This window comes from Cytophaga sp. FL35 (assembly GCF_014349235.1).
In the GTDB taxonomy this organism is placed as follows: Bacteria; Bacteroidota; Bacteroidia; order Flavobacteriales; family Flavobacteriaceae; genus Euzebyella.
Map to the genome: position 1 here is coordinate 49,181 of NZ_JACSOH010000020.1, position 15,871 is coordinate 65,051.

11 protein-coding genes are annotated in these 15,871 nt (G+C 42.7%); 10 read left to right on the forward strand and 1 reads right to left on the reverse strand.

The genetic code is table 11. The annotated features are described in order from the left end of the window. The first annotated feature begins 74 nt into the window (after positions 1–74). The 10 genes from BIZ36_RS15210 (at position 75) to BIZ36_RS15255 (ending at position 14,292) form a co-directional block, all read left to right on the forward strand. Positions 75–1,232 carry a glycoside hydrolase family 43 protein gene (locus tag BIZ36_RS15210; protein ID WP_286174831.1) on the forward strand — a complete coding sequence of 386 codons (1,158 nt, stop codon included), beginning with the start codon at positions 75–77 and terminating at the stop codon, positions 1,230–1,232. A gap of 28 nt (positions 1,233–1,260) precedes the next feature. Then, on the forward strand, positions 1,261–2,967 hold the full coding sequence (locus BIZ36_RS15215) for an arylsulfatase (protein WP_502709169.1): 1,707 nt from the start codon (positions 1,261–1,263) through the stop codon (positions 2,965–2,967). A 12-nt stretch (positions 2,968–2,979) separates the two neighbouring features. Beyond that, positions 2,980–4,152 carry an aldose epimerase family protein gene (locus BIZ36_RS15220; RefSeq protein WP_187458748.1) on the forward strand — a complete coding sequence of 391 codons (1,173 nt, stop codon included), beginning with the start codon at positions 2,980–2,982 and terminating at the stop codon, positions 4,150–4,152. A gap of 11 nt (positions 4,153–4,163) precedes the next feature. Next, positions 4,164–5,147, forward strand: coding sequence for a glycoside hydrolase family 43 protein (locus BIZ36_RS15225; protein ID WP_187458749.1), 984 nt, complete (start codon positions 4,164–4,166; stop codon positions 5,145–5,147). A gap of 11 nt (positions 5,148–5,158) precedes the next feature. Continuing rightward, a complete protein-coding gene (locus BIZ36_RS15230; RefSeq protein ID WP_286174832.1) occupies positions 5,159–6,379 on the forward strand; it encodes a Tm-1-like ATP-binding domain-containing protein in 1,221 nt (406 codons plus the stop codon). 54 nt (positions 6,380–6,433) lie between these two features. Next, positions 6,434–7,294: a phosphoenolpyruvate hydrolase family protein gene (locus BIZ36_RS15235; protein ID WP_187458751.1), complete on the forward strand. Its 861-nt coding sequence runs from the start codon at positions 6,434–6,436 to the stop codon at positions 7,292–7,294. Between the two features lie 10 nt (positions 7,295–7,304). Next, entirely contained in the window at positions 7,305–7,712 is a 408-nt protein-coding gene (locus BIZ36_RS15240; protein ID WP_121847683.1) for a cupin domain-containing protein, read from the forward strand. Between the two features lie 49 nt (positions 7,713–7,761). Beyond that, positions 7,762–10,473: a PVC-type heme-binding CxxCH protein gene (locus BIZ36_RS15245; protein ID WP_187458752.1), complete on the forward strand. Its 2,712-nt coding sequence runs from the start codon at positions 7,762–7,764 to the stop codon at positions 10,471–10,473. 39 nt (positions 10,474–10,512) lie between these two features. Beyond that, a complete protein-coding gene (locus BIZ36_RS15250) occupies positions 10,513–11,268 on the forward strand; it encodes a ThuA domain-containing protein (protein ID WP_187458753.1) in 756 nt (251 codons plus the stop codon). A gap of 336 nt (positions 11,269–11,604) precedes the next feature. Further along, positions 11,605–14,292 carry a PQQ-dependent sugar dehydrogenase gene (locus tag BIZ36_RS15255; protein WP_286174833.1) on the forward strand — a complete coding sequence of 896 codons (2,688 nt, stop codon included), beginning with the start codon at positions 11,605–11,607 and terminating at the stop codon, positions 14,290–14,292. A gap of 217 nt (positions 14,293–14,509) precedes the next feature. Here the strand turns inward: BIZ36_RS15255 and BIZ36_RS15260 are convergent, their stop codons facing one another. After that, complete coding sequence (locus BIZ36_RS15260) at positions 14,510–15,835, reverse strand: vanadium-dependent haloperoxidase (RefSeq protein WP_187458754.1); 1,326 nt, start codon at positions 15,833–15,835, stop codon at positions 14,510–14,512. Between the last annotated feature and the right edge of the window lie 36 nt (positions 15,836–15,871).

Here is a 15,871-nt window from a genome sequence, read left to right on the forward strand (position 1 = left end):
TGGTACGGAGCCCGGTATTTCAATAAAAGACTAGGCTATAAACAATGAATGCCTAACTTAAAGGCAAAAATATAATGATAGATTTTAGAGCTTCCACATATAGAACTTTCTTTTGGGGCATTTGTATGTCAACCGTCTTATTCTATTCGTGTAAGGAGAAGGTTGAAAAGAAACAAGATAAAGAAGTAGCCGTTGAAACGTTTTCTAACCCGATAGATGTTGAATTTGGGGATCCATTTGTGTTGGATAATGGCGATGGCACTTTTTATATGTATGGAACGGGCCAAGTTGAAAATGGCTTTGCTACCTATTCATCGAATGATTTGGTGAACTGGAAGTTCGAGGGTCGTATTTATGAAGGAAATACCGAAGCATCTTGGACTCAAAAAAACTTTTGGGCGCCCGAAGTGTACAAATTTGAAAATCACTATTTCTTGTTTTTCAGCGCCGATGATAAGGATAATCCCAACAATGAACTTGAAAATTTCAAGATTGGGGTGGCTGTTTCCGATAGTCCTAAAGGTCCTTTTACAGATTTGACCGACCAACCTTTATTTGATCCCGGGTATCCTATTATAGACGCGAATGTCTTTAAAGATGACGACGGTAAATTTTACCTTTATTATTCGAGGGTTTGCTACAAACATCCCGTAGAGAGTGAGATTTCTGAATGGGCCAAAAAAGAAGGTCTGTATGACGAAATTGAAGAAAGTTGGGTCTATGGGGTAGAATTGGCAGCTGATTTTAAAAGTGTTATCGGTGAACCCCAATTACTACTTAGGCCACCGCTTGAAATGAACGACCGTAATGCCGAATGGGAAAGTCGTTCGGTTACTTCGAAAGAAGTAAATAGAAGATGGACAGAAGGTTCTTTTACTTTTAAAAATAAAGGCACTTATTACATGATGTATTCGGCAAACCACTACGCAGGCCCAAATTATGCGGTGGGTTATGCCACATCTAATTCGCCATTAGGTCCTTATCAAAAGGCAGATAACAACCCTGTTTTACAGAAGAATATAGATAAGGGCGGCAATGTTACCGGAACCGGTCATAACATGGTCTTATTTCTAGATGGTGGAAAAAAAATGTACACTGTTTACCATGGTCGTACACAGGCAACAGGAGAAAATAGAGTTGTTTTTATTGACCAGATGAATATTGAAGAAGACGGCACTTTGGTGGTCGATGGCCCAACCACGGAACCGATTCCAAAACCATTGCAGAATTAAAAAATACAATCCGAAAGGCAAAAAACTAGTGTTAAAAATTGCAACCTACATATCGATAGTTTTATCAAGCCTTTTGATCATTACCTTTTTCTCGGTTGGTAGTGATGCTAAGTCGCAAACATACAAAGTTCATCCTAAGAAAGACGATAGACCAAATATTATAATCATAATGGCCGATGATCTCGGTTTTTCAGATTTAGGTTGTTATGGAGGAGAAATAAATACACCGAACCTAGACCGTCTGGCTGCGACAGGTATAAGGTCTACTTCATTTTATAATACTTCCCGCTGTTGCCCTACCAGGGCTTCTTTGCTCACGGGGCTATATCCGCACCAAGCGGGTCTGGGTAGAATGACGATGGATGCAGGTCTGCCGGGTTATCAAGGTACATTGAACGAAAATACGGTTACCATTGCCGAGGTACTCAAAAGAGAAGGGTATCAAACGGGTATGGTAGGTAAATGGCATGTTTCTGAAACGAATGATCTAGGGGGTGACAAACAACTCAAATGGTTGGCTCATCAAGAAAATTACGGCCCATTTTCCGATTTAAAATCATACCCAACCGCAAGAGGATTCGATAAATTCTATGGCAATATCTGGGGTGTGGTCGATTATTTTGATCCATTTAGTTTGGTCAACGGCAACCAGCAGGTAGAAAAAGTGCCCGAAGATTATTATCATACGCAAGCTATCGGAGATTCGGCTGTTGCCTATGTAAACGAGTTTTCTAAAAAAGAAAATCCATTTTTCTTGTACGTGGCCCATTGTGCCCCCCATTGGCCCCTTCAAGCCCCTGACAGTATAATTCAAAAGTATGTTGATAAATACGAGAAGGGCTGGCAAGCTATTAGGGAAGAGCGTTATAAGAATTTGGTAGAAAAGGAATTGATACCTGAAGATGCCCAATTGCCAGAATTTATGTTTCCCGAATTAAATTGGGAAAACAATTCCGATAAAGAATGGGATGTACGCGCTATGGCCGTACATGCTGCCATGGTCGATGTGATGGATAGAACCATTGGCGAATTGATAAAAAAACTCGAAGAAACAGGCCAACTAGAGAATACATTGGTGCTCTTTCTCTCCGATAATGGGGCGAGTTCAGAAAGACCCTCTAACTATGGCCCTGGTTTCGACAGGGCAGGAAGTACACGAAATGGCGAACAGGTTCAATTTCCTGTTAATAAAGAAGTGCTTCCCGGGCCTCAAACGGTTCTTTCAGGTATCGGTCCGCAGTGGGCCCATACCGTAAATACCCCCTTTCGGTTTTGGAAGGCCAAAGTTCTCGAAGGTGGTATCAATACTCCGTTTATAGCGTCGTGGCCAAAAGAATTAAGGAAGAATGGGGAGGTTAGAACAGTGCCGGCCCATGTGAGTGATATTATGGCAACCTGTGTAGAAGTCTCTGGCGGTACTTATCCTACAGAATTTGATGGAAGGTCAATAACCCCAACTCCTGGTAGCAGTTTGATTCCTTTATTAAAAGGCAGTTCCAGTCGACCCACACAAGAAACTTTTTTTTGGGAACATTTCGGTTCTCAAGCACTACGTAAAGGAGATTTAAAATTGGTAAGGTTAGATGCTGGACAGCCTTGGGAACTCTATAACCTATCGAACGATAAAACGGAACAGGTCAATTTGGCCGCTACCCATCATAAAGAAGTAAAAGAATTAGCGAAAGAATGGGAAGAACTGGCTAACAAATACCAAGTTTACCCTGCTCCAAATTAAAAAAGGATAATTATGAAACTGAAATTATTTGCTTTAGGCATTTTGCTAACGGTAGTTTTTTCATGCAAACAAGAAAAGAAGCAGGATCAACCGGGACAAGAAAAGGGCACTGAGGTTATGGAGACCAGAGCCGGAAATCTTGATACCGGGGCTTTTGACACGATTGTCGATGGTGACCAAGTAAAACTCTATTGGCTTAAAAATGATGATATTGAAGTAGCCATCACCAATTATGGTGGAAGAATAGTGGGCCTGTTTACGCCAGATACCAAAGGCGAATGGGTAGATGTGGTTATTGGGCGTGGCAGTGTCAAAGAATATATCGATGGTCCGGAATCTTATTTCGGAGCTTTGATAGGAAGAGTGGGCAATCGAATCGCAGGAGGTAAATTCAGCATAGATGGCAAGAACTATTCGGTAGAGACCAATAATGGTGAAAATGCCTTGCATGGGGGTCCGAACGGTTTTCAAGATAAAGTTTGGAAAGTAGAGTCTAGTAATGATACTACGTTGGTATTGAATTATTTGTCGCAAGATATGGAAGAAGGATTTCCTGGGGCTCTAGATGCGAAGGTAACTTACCACTTGATAAAACCGAACACCCTAAGAATTGAATACGATGCGGTAACCGACAAGCCGACCATTGTTAACCTTACCAATCACGCTTATTTCAATTTAAATGGAGAGGGCAGTGGTAACATTTTAGACCATGAAATGATATTGTATGCCGATAAGTTTACTCCGGTCGATGAAACCTTGATTCCTACGGGAGAGTTAAAAGCGGTAAAAAACACTCCTTTTGATTTTACAGAACCTCATAGAATAGGGGAGCGAATTGAAGCGGAAGATACTCAAATTAAATATGGAGGTGGCTACGATCATAATTTCGTTCTTAGCGATGAAACGAACAATTCTTTAAAGCAGGCCGCCACGGTAGTAGGTGATAAATCAGGTGTGGTTATGGAAGTCTTCACGACCGAACCCGGCGTGCAATTCTATAGTGGTAATTTCATGAATGCAGAGAATAAGTTAAAGTCGGGCGCACGCGATGAACATCGATCCGCTTTCTGTCTTGAAACCCAGCATTACCCAGATTCGCCCAACCAAAAGAATTTTCCGACCATTATATTAAACCCGGGAGAAGAGTATCATACGATGACTGAATACCGTTTTTCCACAAAATAAAGTACCTACCAATGAGATATAGCATTTCTTTTCTATCCATTTTTATTGGCATTCTTCTTAGCGGTTATGGTCAAGATTCCTCGGCAAATCCTTTGTTGGCCGATCCGACTATTTTTCAGGAAGATGGTACATATTATTTATATGGAACCACCGGAGATCCAAAAATGGGAAAGGATAAAGGTTTCTTGGTCTACGCTTCCAAAGATTTAGTTGACTGGCAAGGTCCCTCTGGCCCGTCAAAAGGGTTGGCCATGAGAAAGGGAGATGCATTTGGTATAAAGGGCTTTTGGGCTCCACAAATATTTAAGTACGACTCTAAATATTATATGGCCTATACTGCCGATGAGCACATCGCATTAGCTACTTCGAGCCATCCTTCCGGTCCTTTTAAAAATAAAGAAAAGAAAGACTTGCAGGCTCCCGTAAGGCAAATAGATCCCTTTATTTATTTTGATGATGACGGTAAAAAATACCTTTACCATGTAAGGTTGACAGAGGGTAATCGAATTTTTGTGGCTGAACTTGAAGACTCGTTAGAGGCCATTAAACCTGAGACCTTAAAAGAATGTATTTCTGGCGAATTGCCTTGGGAAAATACGTGGGATAGCGAATGGCCTGTAACCGAAGGGCCTACTATTTTGAAGAGAAAAGGAATTTATTACATGATTTATTCGGCGAATGATTTTCGTAACCCTGATTATGCCGTTGGTTATGCCACTAGCGATCATCCTTTAGGCCCTTGGACCAAATCTAAAAACGGACCTTTCATTACCAAAGAGATTTTAGGAATCAATGGAACGGGCCACGGCGATGTTCTAGAGCATGAAGACGGTTCTTTGTATTATGTCTTTCATACCCATTTTGATGATTCAAAAGTACAGCCGAGACGCACTGCAATTGTCAAATTAGTATTTAGCGACGGTGACGAGGGGTACGAAGAAATAAGCATTGATAAAGATACATTTAGGTTTTTGCAACTTGAGGGCAAAAAATGATTAATAAGAATATGAGTGAAAAAACTAAGGTGGCGATGGTGGGCTGTTTTGATACCAAAGCAGAAGATTTCGCCTACCTACATAGTTGTTTGACAAAAGGAGGTGCTGAGGTAGTTTCCATTAATACGGGTGTTTTAGGTAGTACCGACCAGTTTCCTGTAAATTTTGAGGCTGATAAGGTTGCTGAGGCTGCAGAATTGAACATCGCAGCATTGAGGGAGGCGAACGATAGAGGAGAAGCGCTTATTGTCATGGGTAAAGGTGCAGGACAAATTCTGGGAAATCTTTTCCAAAAGAATGAGATAAATGGAGTTATCGGAATGGGCGGTGGTGGCGGTACTTTTGTTGCTATAGAAGCTATGAAAACCCTACCATTCGGTGTGCCAAAACTGTGTTTGAGTACCTTGGCCACTAAAGATTTATCGGAAAAGATTGAGGATAAAGATATTGTTCTGATGCCTTCAATTGTTGATGTAGCGGGTCTTAATCGCATAAGTAGGGTGTTGATCAATCAAGCCGCAGGTGCCATTTTAGGAATGGCCAATATGGCGCCTTTGAAAGATAGCGATACCAAAGGCAGTATAGCCCTTAGTGTATTTGGTAACACAACGGTATGTGCGAATAGGGCTTCTGAAATCTTAAAGTCGAAAGGATACGATGTTCTGGCTTTTCATGCCGTAGGTACTGGAGGCAAAACGATGGAGTCTTTAATGGAGGAAGGTGTTTTTGACGCCGTACTTGACCTTACGACCACTGAATTGGCTGATGAGCTGTGCGGGGGAATCTGTAGCGCTGGTCCCCATAGATTAAAATCTGCCTCAAAAATGGGCCTTCCACAAGTGGTGGTTCCTGGGTGTATTGATATGGTGAATTTTGCCGCGAAAAGTACGGTTCCTGAAAAATACCAAGACAGGCATTTGTTCTCATGGGCCCCCGATGTAACCCTTATGAGAACGAATAAAGAAGAGAACGATATACTGGGCAGGCAAATTGCTGAAAGGTTGAACAGTTCAAAGAACGCCGTTACCGTTGTTCTTCCCTTGAACGGATTATCTAAAATAGGGGCTAAAGGCGAGGTGTTTTATGACGCGGAGGCCGATAAGCAACTTTTTAAGTCTATATGCGAGCATCTAGACCCGAAGATAAAAGTAGTTGAGGTAGATGTAAACGTAAACACTCCGGAATTTGCCGAAGTGATAACCGAAGAGTTGTTGCTGTTATTGGATAAATAAAATTGAAAGTAATTCAAACAAAATATAAGTATAACCAAAATTAAATATTGAAGTATGCCTAACAAATGGACGGGAATAGGTAACCCTTATACCAAACAAGAAGTAAGAGACCGTTTAAAAAAGGTTTTAGATCAAAACAAAGCTATTATCGGTGCAGGAGCGGGAACTGGTATCAGTGCCAAATTCATTGAAAAAGGTGGCGCCGACCTTATCATTATTTACAATTCTGGTCGATTTAGAATGAGCGGGCATGGTTCTACCGCAGGTATGATGGCCTACGGCGACGCCAATGCCGTAGCTATGGAAATCGGTGAGTTCGAGGTATTACCGGTAGTCGAAGAAGTGCCGGTTATCTGTGGGGTTCACGGTAGTGATCCAAGAAGAAGAATGTGGCATTTTCTTGGTCAAGTGAAAGACATGGGCTTTTCCGGAGTCAATAACTTTCCTACGCATTCAATTATCGATGGCCATTTTAGAAACGTTCTGGAAGAAACAGGAATGAGTTTTAAAAAGGAGGTGGCCATGGTCGACTTGGCTACTAGAATGGATATGTTCTCTGTGGTCTATGTGGCCAAACCTGAAGAAGCGGTTCAAATGGCCGACGCAGGTGCAGATGCCATTATTGCCCACGTAGGTACTACTGTCGGTGGTTCGATTGGTGTAACCGATGCAACCGTTTCTATGGATGCTGCTCTTGAACGTACCCAAGAAATAGTAGATGCTGTTAAAAAAGCTAATCACGATACCTTCTTTTTAGCACACGGTGGCCCAATTAACACTCCTTCTGATGTTAGATATGCCTTAGATCACGTTGACGGTTTACACGGTTTTGTGGGCGCTTCTTCTTTGGAAAGAATGGGGGTTGAAGCTTCATTGACCAATTTGACAAAAGAGTTCAAATCGTTAACCCTTTAGAAAATAGAACATGTCCGATCAATGGAAATTTGTTAAGGAAGAAGATTTAATGTTCGAGGAAACCGTTGGCAGGCTCCATTATTGGCATTACCACCCTGAAACCATGGCAGGCGCACAGTCTTATATGGTCAAGGTGGTAGTGCCCGAGGGCATGGGCCACGATTTTCACAGGCACCCCAATATGCACGAAATACTGTACATACTTAAGGGTAGGGCCGAACAATGGATCGAAGATGAAATGCAATATCTAGAGGTGGGTGATTCTATCTATATAGATAAAGATGTGGTGCATGGCACTTTTAATGCAGGTAAGGGTGATCTTGAGTTTTTGGCCGTATTATCGCCACCAGAGGGCTGGGAAGCTGGTACACTTGATGTGAGCCAACAAGAACCCTACGCCAGTTACCGAAAAAAATAGACCAAGGGCCTACCTGAATGGCCTACTTACTAATCAAGAATATAGAAGAATGATAAAATTTAAATCTGGCCTTTTTTTGGCCATTTTGGGTATGGGGCTCTATTCCTGTACGGAAACGAAAGAACCGCCACCGCCTCTTACCTACACGGGGGAAAACCCTAAGGTACAAGATCCACTGAGTCCTGAAGATTCACAAAAGCACATTCAGTTACCGGAAGGCTTTAGCGCACATCTTTTTGCGGCCGAACCGAATATTATCAACCCAATAGCCTTTACTTGGGATGAGAAAGGAAGGCTATGGGTAGTGCAGTCAAAAGATTATCCCCACGACTTGGCGAATGATGTGGGCGGTGACCGCATTACCATATGTGAGGATACCGATGGTGACGGCAAGGCGGATAAGTTTATCGACTTTGCTACCGAACAAAGTTTGACCACCGGAATCGTTTTGGTTAAGGGGGGAGCTATTGTTTCCCAAGCTCCTGAAATGGTCTTTTTAGAAGATACAGATGGGGATGATAAAATGGACAAGCGCACCGTGCTTTTTGGTGGTTTCGGTACGTTCGATACGCATGCAGGCCCGTCAAGTTTAAGATATGGTCTTGATAATAAATTATGGGGTGCTGTTGGATATTCAGGATTTGAAAATACCTTCGGTGATAAGAATGTCAAGTTTGAAAGAGGTGTTTATCGCTTTGGTCAAGATGGTTCTTTTCTAGAACCAGTGGGTCAGTTTGATAATAATACTTGGGGAATGGGCTATAACGAGAATTTCGAAATTTTCGGTTCTACGGCCAATAATAACCATGCATGTTATGTGGGCATTCCTTTAAAGCACTATGAATATTTGGAGAAACTTCCCTCTTGGGCTTTAAATGCCGATTTTATTCAAGGTCACTACGAAATTTCTCCCGTTACAGATATACCCCTGCAACAGGTCGATGTTCGTGGAGGGTTTACCGCGGCTTCCGGGGCTAACTTTTATACGGCAGGCAACTATCCAAAAGAATATAGAAATCAAATGTATGTAGCAGAGCCTACCGGACATTTGGTTCACATTGCTAAAATTGTAAAAGATGGGGCGGGTTATAAAGAGGTCGATGGCGGAAATATCTTTGCCAGTACCGATGCTTGGACAGCCCCTGTATTTGCTGAAACCGGACCCGATGGTAACCTTTGGGTTGCAGATTGGTACAATCCGGTTATTCAGCACAACCCCGATAAAAGGGGAATGGACAATCAAATATGGAATGCCGACAAGGGTGAGGGTAATGCCCACATCAATAAATTAAGAGATTATGGTCATGGTCGTATCTACATTGTAAAATACGATGATAAGACAGATGATTCCATTACATCTTTAGATGCAGGTGATAACGAAGCTCTTCTGGCCGCTTTAAAAAGTGATAATCTTTTCTGGCGAATTACTGCGCAACGCTTGATTGTTGAAGAAGGTAAAAAAGAGCTCGTAGGTGAATTAATTGCAATGGCCGAAGAAGGTTTAGGGCAGAATGATGAAATCAATGCTCCTGTTCTGCATGCCTTGTGGACCTTGGATGGTTTGGGAGCTTTTGATGGGGAAGATGCCAAAACGCAAGATCTTTTAAAAAAGGCACTTGAAAACGGAAGCTTTGCGGTGAAGAGAGCAGCTATGGCCTTGTTGCCAAACGATACCGCAGGTAGTGAATTACTTGCCGGGTCCAAATTATTGACCGATTCGAATGCCCAAGTAAGGTTGGCGGCGATAGTTAGGGCATCTGAACTTCCTGAATCATCAGGACTTTATGCTGCCATGGAAAAGTTGGCAGGTGATGCTTCCAATAGTTCTGATAAGTGGTTGAATGCAGCTACCAAGGTATACTTTAGAGAACTGAATTATGAAGCTGTTGATCCTGCCGTGGTAGAAATGATAGTTCCTTCTGCAGAAGACCGTGCTTCAAAATGGTTGTATACCACTTCTGATCCTGGAGGTGATTGGGCATCGGAGCAGTTCGATACCTCTAGCTGGAAAAAGGGAGATGCCTTCTTTGGGGGTAAGGCCATTGAAAAAGCTAAATCACTTTGGGATTCAAATGACATCTGGTTAAGAAAAGAGTTTCAATTGAATGAAGCAATTGAAGAGCCGGTCTTGAAGATTGCCCATGACGATGACTACGAAGTTTTCATCAATGGGGAGAAGTTAATGGCTGAATCGGGCGCCAGTGGTCAGGCCTATAAGTTCATCAAACTTGATGAGGCCAAAAGCAAATTGTTCAAGAAAGGCAAGAATGTAATAGCGCTGCACTGTATAAATACGGGAGGTGATCAATACATCGATATGGGTATCGGTAAAGTAGGTGAGACCAAGGCCGATGTGGTCTTTGATCTTAAAACGGTTCCTCAAGAGATGGCTTTTGACCAAACCGAACTATTTGCCAAGGCCGGTCAAACCATAGAAATCAAATTGAAGAACATGGATCAGATGCCGCATAACTTGGTGGTTGTAAGACCTGAAAGCATTGATGCTTTTGGACCTCTAGTAGACGAGTTTGTGGCTACGCCGGAAGCGGAAAAAATGGGTTACGTTCCTAATTCACGTTATGTCTTGGGTGCGACCACTATGCTTGCCCCGAATGAAAGTGATTCCATAATCATCAACTTGCCGAACAAGCCGGGCCGATATCCTTTTGTGTGTACATTTCCTGGGCACTGGAGGTTTATGCAAGGGGTCATTATTGTAACACCCAATGGCGAAAAAGAGGTTCAGGTTACAGGGGCATAACCATGTGAGAGCGATATATAAACAGAAATAAAACAGAAAATGAGAAACATACTATTAGGTCTTGCTACATTGACGATGGCCGTCGGTTGTAAGACGCAAGAACTGCCAAAAGAATATGCTACTGATGCTGCAAAGGGGCATTACATAGCCAATAATAAGAAGGCCAGTAAAATTGCTATTACCGGAGGAGGCGGATCCCATGATTTTTTAAAGTTCTTCGGAAAAGCTGATGGAAAAATCTTGAGTGACAATGGTAGCAATACGGTGGTCTATTCAGAAGAAATGGAAGAAATAGCTTCTTTGGTTCCAGTTGTTGACGTGCTTATGTTGACCAACAATAAACCGTTAAGTGCGGAGGTTAAGGAATCCATTTTTTCCAATGTAGAAAATGGTAAGCTTGATATGCTTATTTACCACCCGAGCACATGGTACAATTGGGAAGATTGGCCCAAATACAATAAAGAGTTGGTAGGTGGTGGATCACGCTCACACGAAGAACTGCAAGAGTTTGAGGTGATCGTTACCAAACCGGAACATCCTATTATGAAAGACGTTCCAGCTACTTTTAGAATTGTAGATGAACTTTATCGTTGGGAAAAAGATCCTGCCGGAACTGATGTCGAGGTCTTGGCCATTGGTAGAGGTTTAGAGTCGGGTGAAGAATTTCCTGTGGTTTGGGTAGTGAAACATCCAAAGGCGAAAATTGTGGGCAATACGTTGGGGCATGATGAAAGAGCCCACGATTTACAGGCGTATCAAACTTTATTAAGGAATAGCCTTGATTGGGTTAAATAAGATTAAACCTTATAACCTTTCTAAGCAATAGTTTTATGATGGATGTGAACAAGCTTGATTGTTTAATCCTTCTCGATAAGGATAATTTTATGGCTGGTTTGTTCCTCATAATGGATTAATAGGTGATGAAAATAAGTTAGTATAGACTTTATTGCTTTGGTTTTCAGTTATGGGTATATGTTTAATGGCGAATTATTAAATACTTCCGCGTAAAATAGTATTTTTGATACCTTCACGAAATTATTTTTTTAACGCCAGCTAGGAATATTTTCATTGGAACGATTATTAAAAAGATATCGAATCCAATATATTCCATTACCAAAACAACCAATCTTAATGCTCAAGAAACTACAATTTGTTGCCAAAACATATTTTCAAAATCGAAATAGATATGCAATTTTAATGGCATCTTTGGCCGTTGTTGGCTGTCAAGATCCAAAGGAAGATTGTACTGCCAGCAGCGAGGTTCCCATTTACCCAACCGACTCTTTGTTAACTTCCTTGAATGTTCCGGAAGGATTGGAAATAAGGGCCTTTGCGGGTCCGGATATTACCCCAAGCCCGGCCAGTATGGCCGTATCGGCTACCGGAGAGGTCTTTGTGGGAGTGGATATGATGGGTTCTTTGGGAAAGGAAAAAGGCAAGGGCTATATTAAAAGGCTGGTAGATTGTAACAATGATGGGATCATGGATGCCGTTACGGAATTTGCCCAGGTAGATAACCCTAGGGGTGTCTTGCCCGTAGGCGAACAGGTTTTTGTGCTCCACACCCGTTTTTCGGAAACCACCGGTAAGGCCGAGAATATGGATTTGATCGTATTTAATGATACGGATAATGATGGTATTGCTGATGGGCCTGCCAAAGTGCTAATCAAGAATCTTAGTAATCCAAAATATTTAAGAGAAAGAGGTACGGACCACGCAACCAATGGCATTCAAATGGGTATTGATGGTTGGATCTATATAGCTGTTGGCGATTTTGGTTTTTACAACGCTACGGGAACGGATGGCAGACAGCTTACCAGCTTGGGTGGCGGCGTGCTAAGAGTACGCCCAGATGGCACGGAAATGGAAATGTACACCCATGGTCTTCGTAACATTTACGATGTGGCCATCGATCCTTTTATGAATATCTATACCCGGGGGAATACTAATGATGGTGGTGGGTGGAACATAAGGTTTATCCATCAGATACAAAGTGGTGAATATGGCTATCCCGTTCTCTTTAAAAATTTTACCGAAGAAATTTTACCGGCCCTTGTGGATGTTGGTGGAGGATCCGGCGTTGGCGCCCTTTATTTGGATGATGATCGATGGCCTACCGCTTATAACAAGGTCCCTTTAATGGGGGACTGGGGTAGGAACCACCTGTTTGTACATAGGGTAACGAAAGACGGTGCCAGTTTTACGCAACAGGAAGAAAAGTTTTTAAAGCTGCCCCAAATTACGGATGTGGATATCGATGCTTCGGGGAAAATGTACCTCTCCGCTTGGGACGGGGCAGGTTATTCCGGGAGTCCGGACAAAGGTTTTATTGTTCGCTTGGTACCCGAAGGGTTAAAATCGGAACCCTTTCCGGATATCAGTAAGTATTATTGGACCGGCAGTGTAGTGGATCTTTTAGAGTCCGGAAGCGCCAAAGTTCGTCAAAGTGCACAGTTGGAACTCCTTAAAAGAGGTGATGGAGCTAGCGATTTGTTGGATATGGCCAAGGATCAGGGCCAGAGTTTGGAAACAAGGGTGGCAGCCATTTTTACATATGCCCAGTTGAAGGGGGGCGAAGCGATCCCGGCATTGGAGAAACTTACCAATGATGCATCCGTTCAGGAGTTTGCCCTACGCGCCTTGGCCGACAGAAAGCCCTATGCGGAGCAAGTTTCGGTAGCGCCCTTTGTAAAAGGTTTAAAAGAAGGAAGCGATCGTGTAAAAGCGGCCGCCGTAATAGGTTTGGGAAGATTGGGGAAAAAGGAAGCAGCGGAGCACTTGCTGGCAGTTAATGTACCCAGTTCCTTTAAAGCGCCCAAATTTGGTGCGGAGGGGCCTCATGCTACTCCAAATTCAGAAATGATTCTACCACATTTGGCGGTAAAGGCCTTGGTGCAGTTGAAAGCGGTGGATGAATGTATCAAAGCTCTTGGCAGTCCTAATGAAGAACTAGCCTTATGGGCCATGAGGTATATGCACCAGCCCAAGGTGGTTACGGCCCTGATGGAGGCTTATAAACGTAGTTCCGATGCTGGTAAGAAGGAAAAATTGTTGCATTCCTTGGCCAGGATTTACTATAAGGAGGCCCCCTATGATACTTCTTGGTGGTGGGGTACCAGACCGGATACCAGAGGTCCGTACTACAAAACCCAACCATGGGCAGAAACCGAAAGAATCCAAGATTTTTTAAAGGAAGAATGGATGGCGACACAAGCGGACGATAAGGAGCTTTACGCACTTTTAAATACAAAATACCGTTTGGATATAGAGGATTTTGGGGTGGTGGATACTTCCGTACAGGCGGAGGAGCCACAACCGGTAGCCGATTTGGAAAAAATAAAAAATAAGAAGGGCCAAGTGGGGGAAGCTTCCATTGAAGATGTTATGATCGCAATGAAGCAAATTCCCGGAGACCCGGAAAAGGGATCGGAACTGTTTCGTTCACAAGCGTGCAACACTTGTCACAGCCTAAAAACCAGTGAGGTAATGAAGGGGCCGTTTATGGGGCAAATAGGTTCGATTATGAACCGGGAACAGATTACGGAGTCCATATTAAAGCCCAATGCTTCTATCTCCCAAGGTTTTGCTACCGTGCAGGTTAAGACCAAAGAAGGAAAAATGTACATAGGTTTTGTAACCCAAGAATCCGCTGATGACCTTACCTTGACCAATATAGCGGGTATTGCCACCCAGTTAAAAAAGACGGAGATTACAAGTCGAAAGGAATTGGAAAATTCCATGATGCCCACCGGACTCGCCAATGCCTTAAGTTATGAAGAATTGGCTTCTTTAATATCATTTCTAGAAAAACAAAAATAGAAAGGGCAGTGTCAATAGAGATAAAAATGGTGGGGCATGCCCCACCATTTTTATTATGACAAATATGACCGAAAATCCTTAATCCATTTTTATCCACAAAGCACCCTGTTCTTTCCCAACGTTTAATACTGTCTTGCTCACTCCATATCCAATTCGATGCAGTTATCAACTTATCCGGTAGGTTTGATCAAGCGATTGGTTTTAACGGCAATTGAACTTATCTTCTCGTCTTAAGTTTAGTAGCGTAATACTCGCCAATCGCAAAACCTTCATCTTGACCGTTGGCGATAGCTGGCATGTAATGGATTCCGCCATAAAAACGGCTGATGGCCGCCTCGTTAGCGGCATCCCTAAACGATTTAAAATGGCGAGTAGGCAGGCCGAACTCTTCTTCTGTAGAATCTGCAAATTCAAAATTCTCCCCGAAAAGTTTGGTCAAAATAATAGCCGCTCCAGAAGACACTACACTGTGACCGCTAGTATATTCAGGAAATGGAGGGGTTTGGAGAACCGGTAACCAGTTCGGGTCGATATATTGATTGATATAAGTTTCTGGCCTGATGACCGAACTGCGGTATTTTTCATCCCAACAACTGATGAAGCAATCGGCTAGGGTGACCGCCAATGAAGCATAGGCTTCCGCTGATTCTATGGCAGAGGCTTTGGCTTTTTTGCAGACCAAAGAGGTGATGTTCATCCAATGTCCGTTAGGCGATATCTTTTTGGTAGCGAACATAACATGCCCTCTCACGTTCATTTTGAAAGGGTTACAGTCCCAAAAATTAGCAATCTCATTCTCTTCGGGCGTATTGTTTTTCACTTGCTCATAAACATCAATGACATCTTTGTAAAACAAACTGGTACTGTCGCGTGAAAAGGCTGGGGGAGCTACAGGCTTAAATTGCTCTGCAGAGTCGATCATAAAGGTTCTAAGTTTGTTCCAGTTGGGTTCAATGGCCTTCATGTAAGCTGGAGGCGTAGGTTTCCAGTAGCCTTCGCCACTTTTGACACTATAATCGGGCATTGACCTAATCTGGGAATATTTATCTTTTGCGGACCATTGAAGAACGTGTTTTGCAACCATGTCTCCGTAGGCAATTGAATTGTCGAATATTTTCTTCGGAATACCATTTTCTTTGATTTCAGCTAACAATTCCTTTTCAAAAGTATCTATACGTTCTTCGGAAATAACAAAGGCCTTACCTGTGGTAAGAACGGCGTGAACGGCTGCTAAGGTCAGGTCATATTTTTTATCCTTATCCAAAGAAGGGAAGGCTTCAAGACCATGAAGCTGGCCGGCCATTGATACATATTTTTTATTACCCTGAATAAGGGTTTCGTAGGCAGCTACTGAAACATAAGCATACGTTCTGCTGGTCACGGGGGGCGAATATATATCGTACACCATTACATCAGTAACCTGCTTAACGGCCCGATGCAAATAATCGGCTTCTTCACTGGCAGAAAGTTTCTTGTAATTGACCGGAGGTTTAGAAGAAACGGTCAGCATCATTAAAATTGCCAATAAACTTAATCTTTTCATTTGTGGGGTTTTGGTTTAATACCGCCTAAGCGGTGA

Excerpts from the sequence above, each read along its gene's own strand:
- BIZ36_RS15240 (WP_121847683.1), top strand. The coding sequence starts at position 7,305 with ATGTCCGATCAATGGAAATTTGTTAAGGAAGAAGATTTAATGTTCGAG.
- BIZ36_RS15230 (WP_286174832.1), top strand. The coding sequence starts at position 5,159 with ATGAGTGAAAAAACTAAGGTGGCGATGGTGGGCTGTTTTGATACCAAA.
- BIZ36_RS15220 (WP_187458748.1), top strand. The coding sequence starts at position 2,980 with ATGAAACTGAAATTATTTGCTTTAGGCATTTTGCTAACGGTAGTTTTT.
- BIZ36_RS15260 (WP_187458754.1), bottom strand. The coding sequence starts at position 15,835 with ATGAAAAGATTAAGTTTATTGGCAATTTTAATGATGCTGACCGTTTCT.
- BIZ36_RS15255 (WP_286174833.1), top strand. The coding sequence starts at position 11,605 with ATGCTCAAGAAACTACAATTTGTTGCCAAAACATATTTTCAAAATCGA.
- BIZ36_RS15235 (WP_187458751.1), top strand. The coding sequence starts at position 6,434 with ATGCCTAACAAATGGACGGGAATAGGTAACCCTTATACCAAACAAGAA.
- BIZ36_RS15250 (WP_187458753.1), top strand. The coding sequence starts at position 10,513 with ATGAGAAACATACTATTAGGTCTTGCTACATTGACGATGGCCGTCGGT.
- BIZ36_RS15245 (WP_187458752.1), top strand. The coding sequence starts at position 7,762 with ATGATAAAATTTAAATCTGGCCTTTTTTTGGCCATTTTGGGTATGGGG.
- BIZ36_RS15225 (WP_187458749.1), top strand. The coding sequence starts at position 4,164 with ATGAGATATAGCATTTCTTTTCTATCCATTTTTATTGGCATTCTTCTT.
- BIZ36_RS15210 (WP_286174831.1), top strand. The coding sequence starts at position 75 with ATGATAGATTTTAGAGCTTCCACATATAGAACTTTCTTTTGGGGCATT.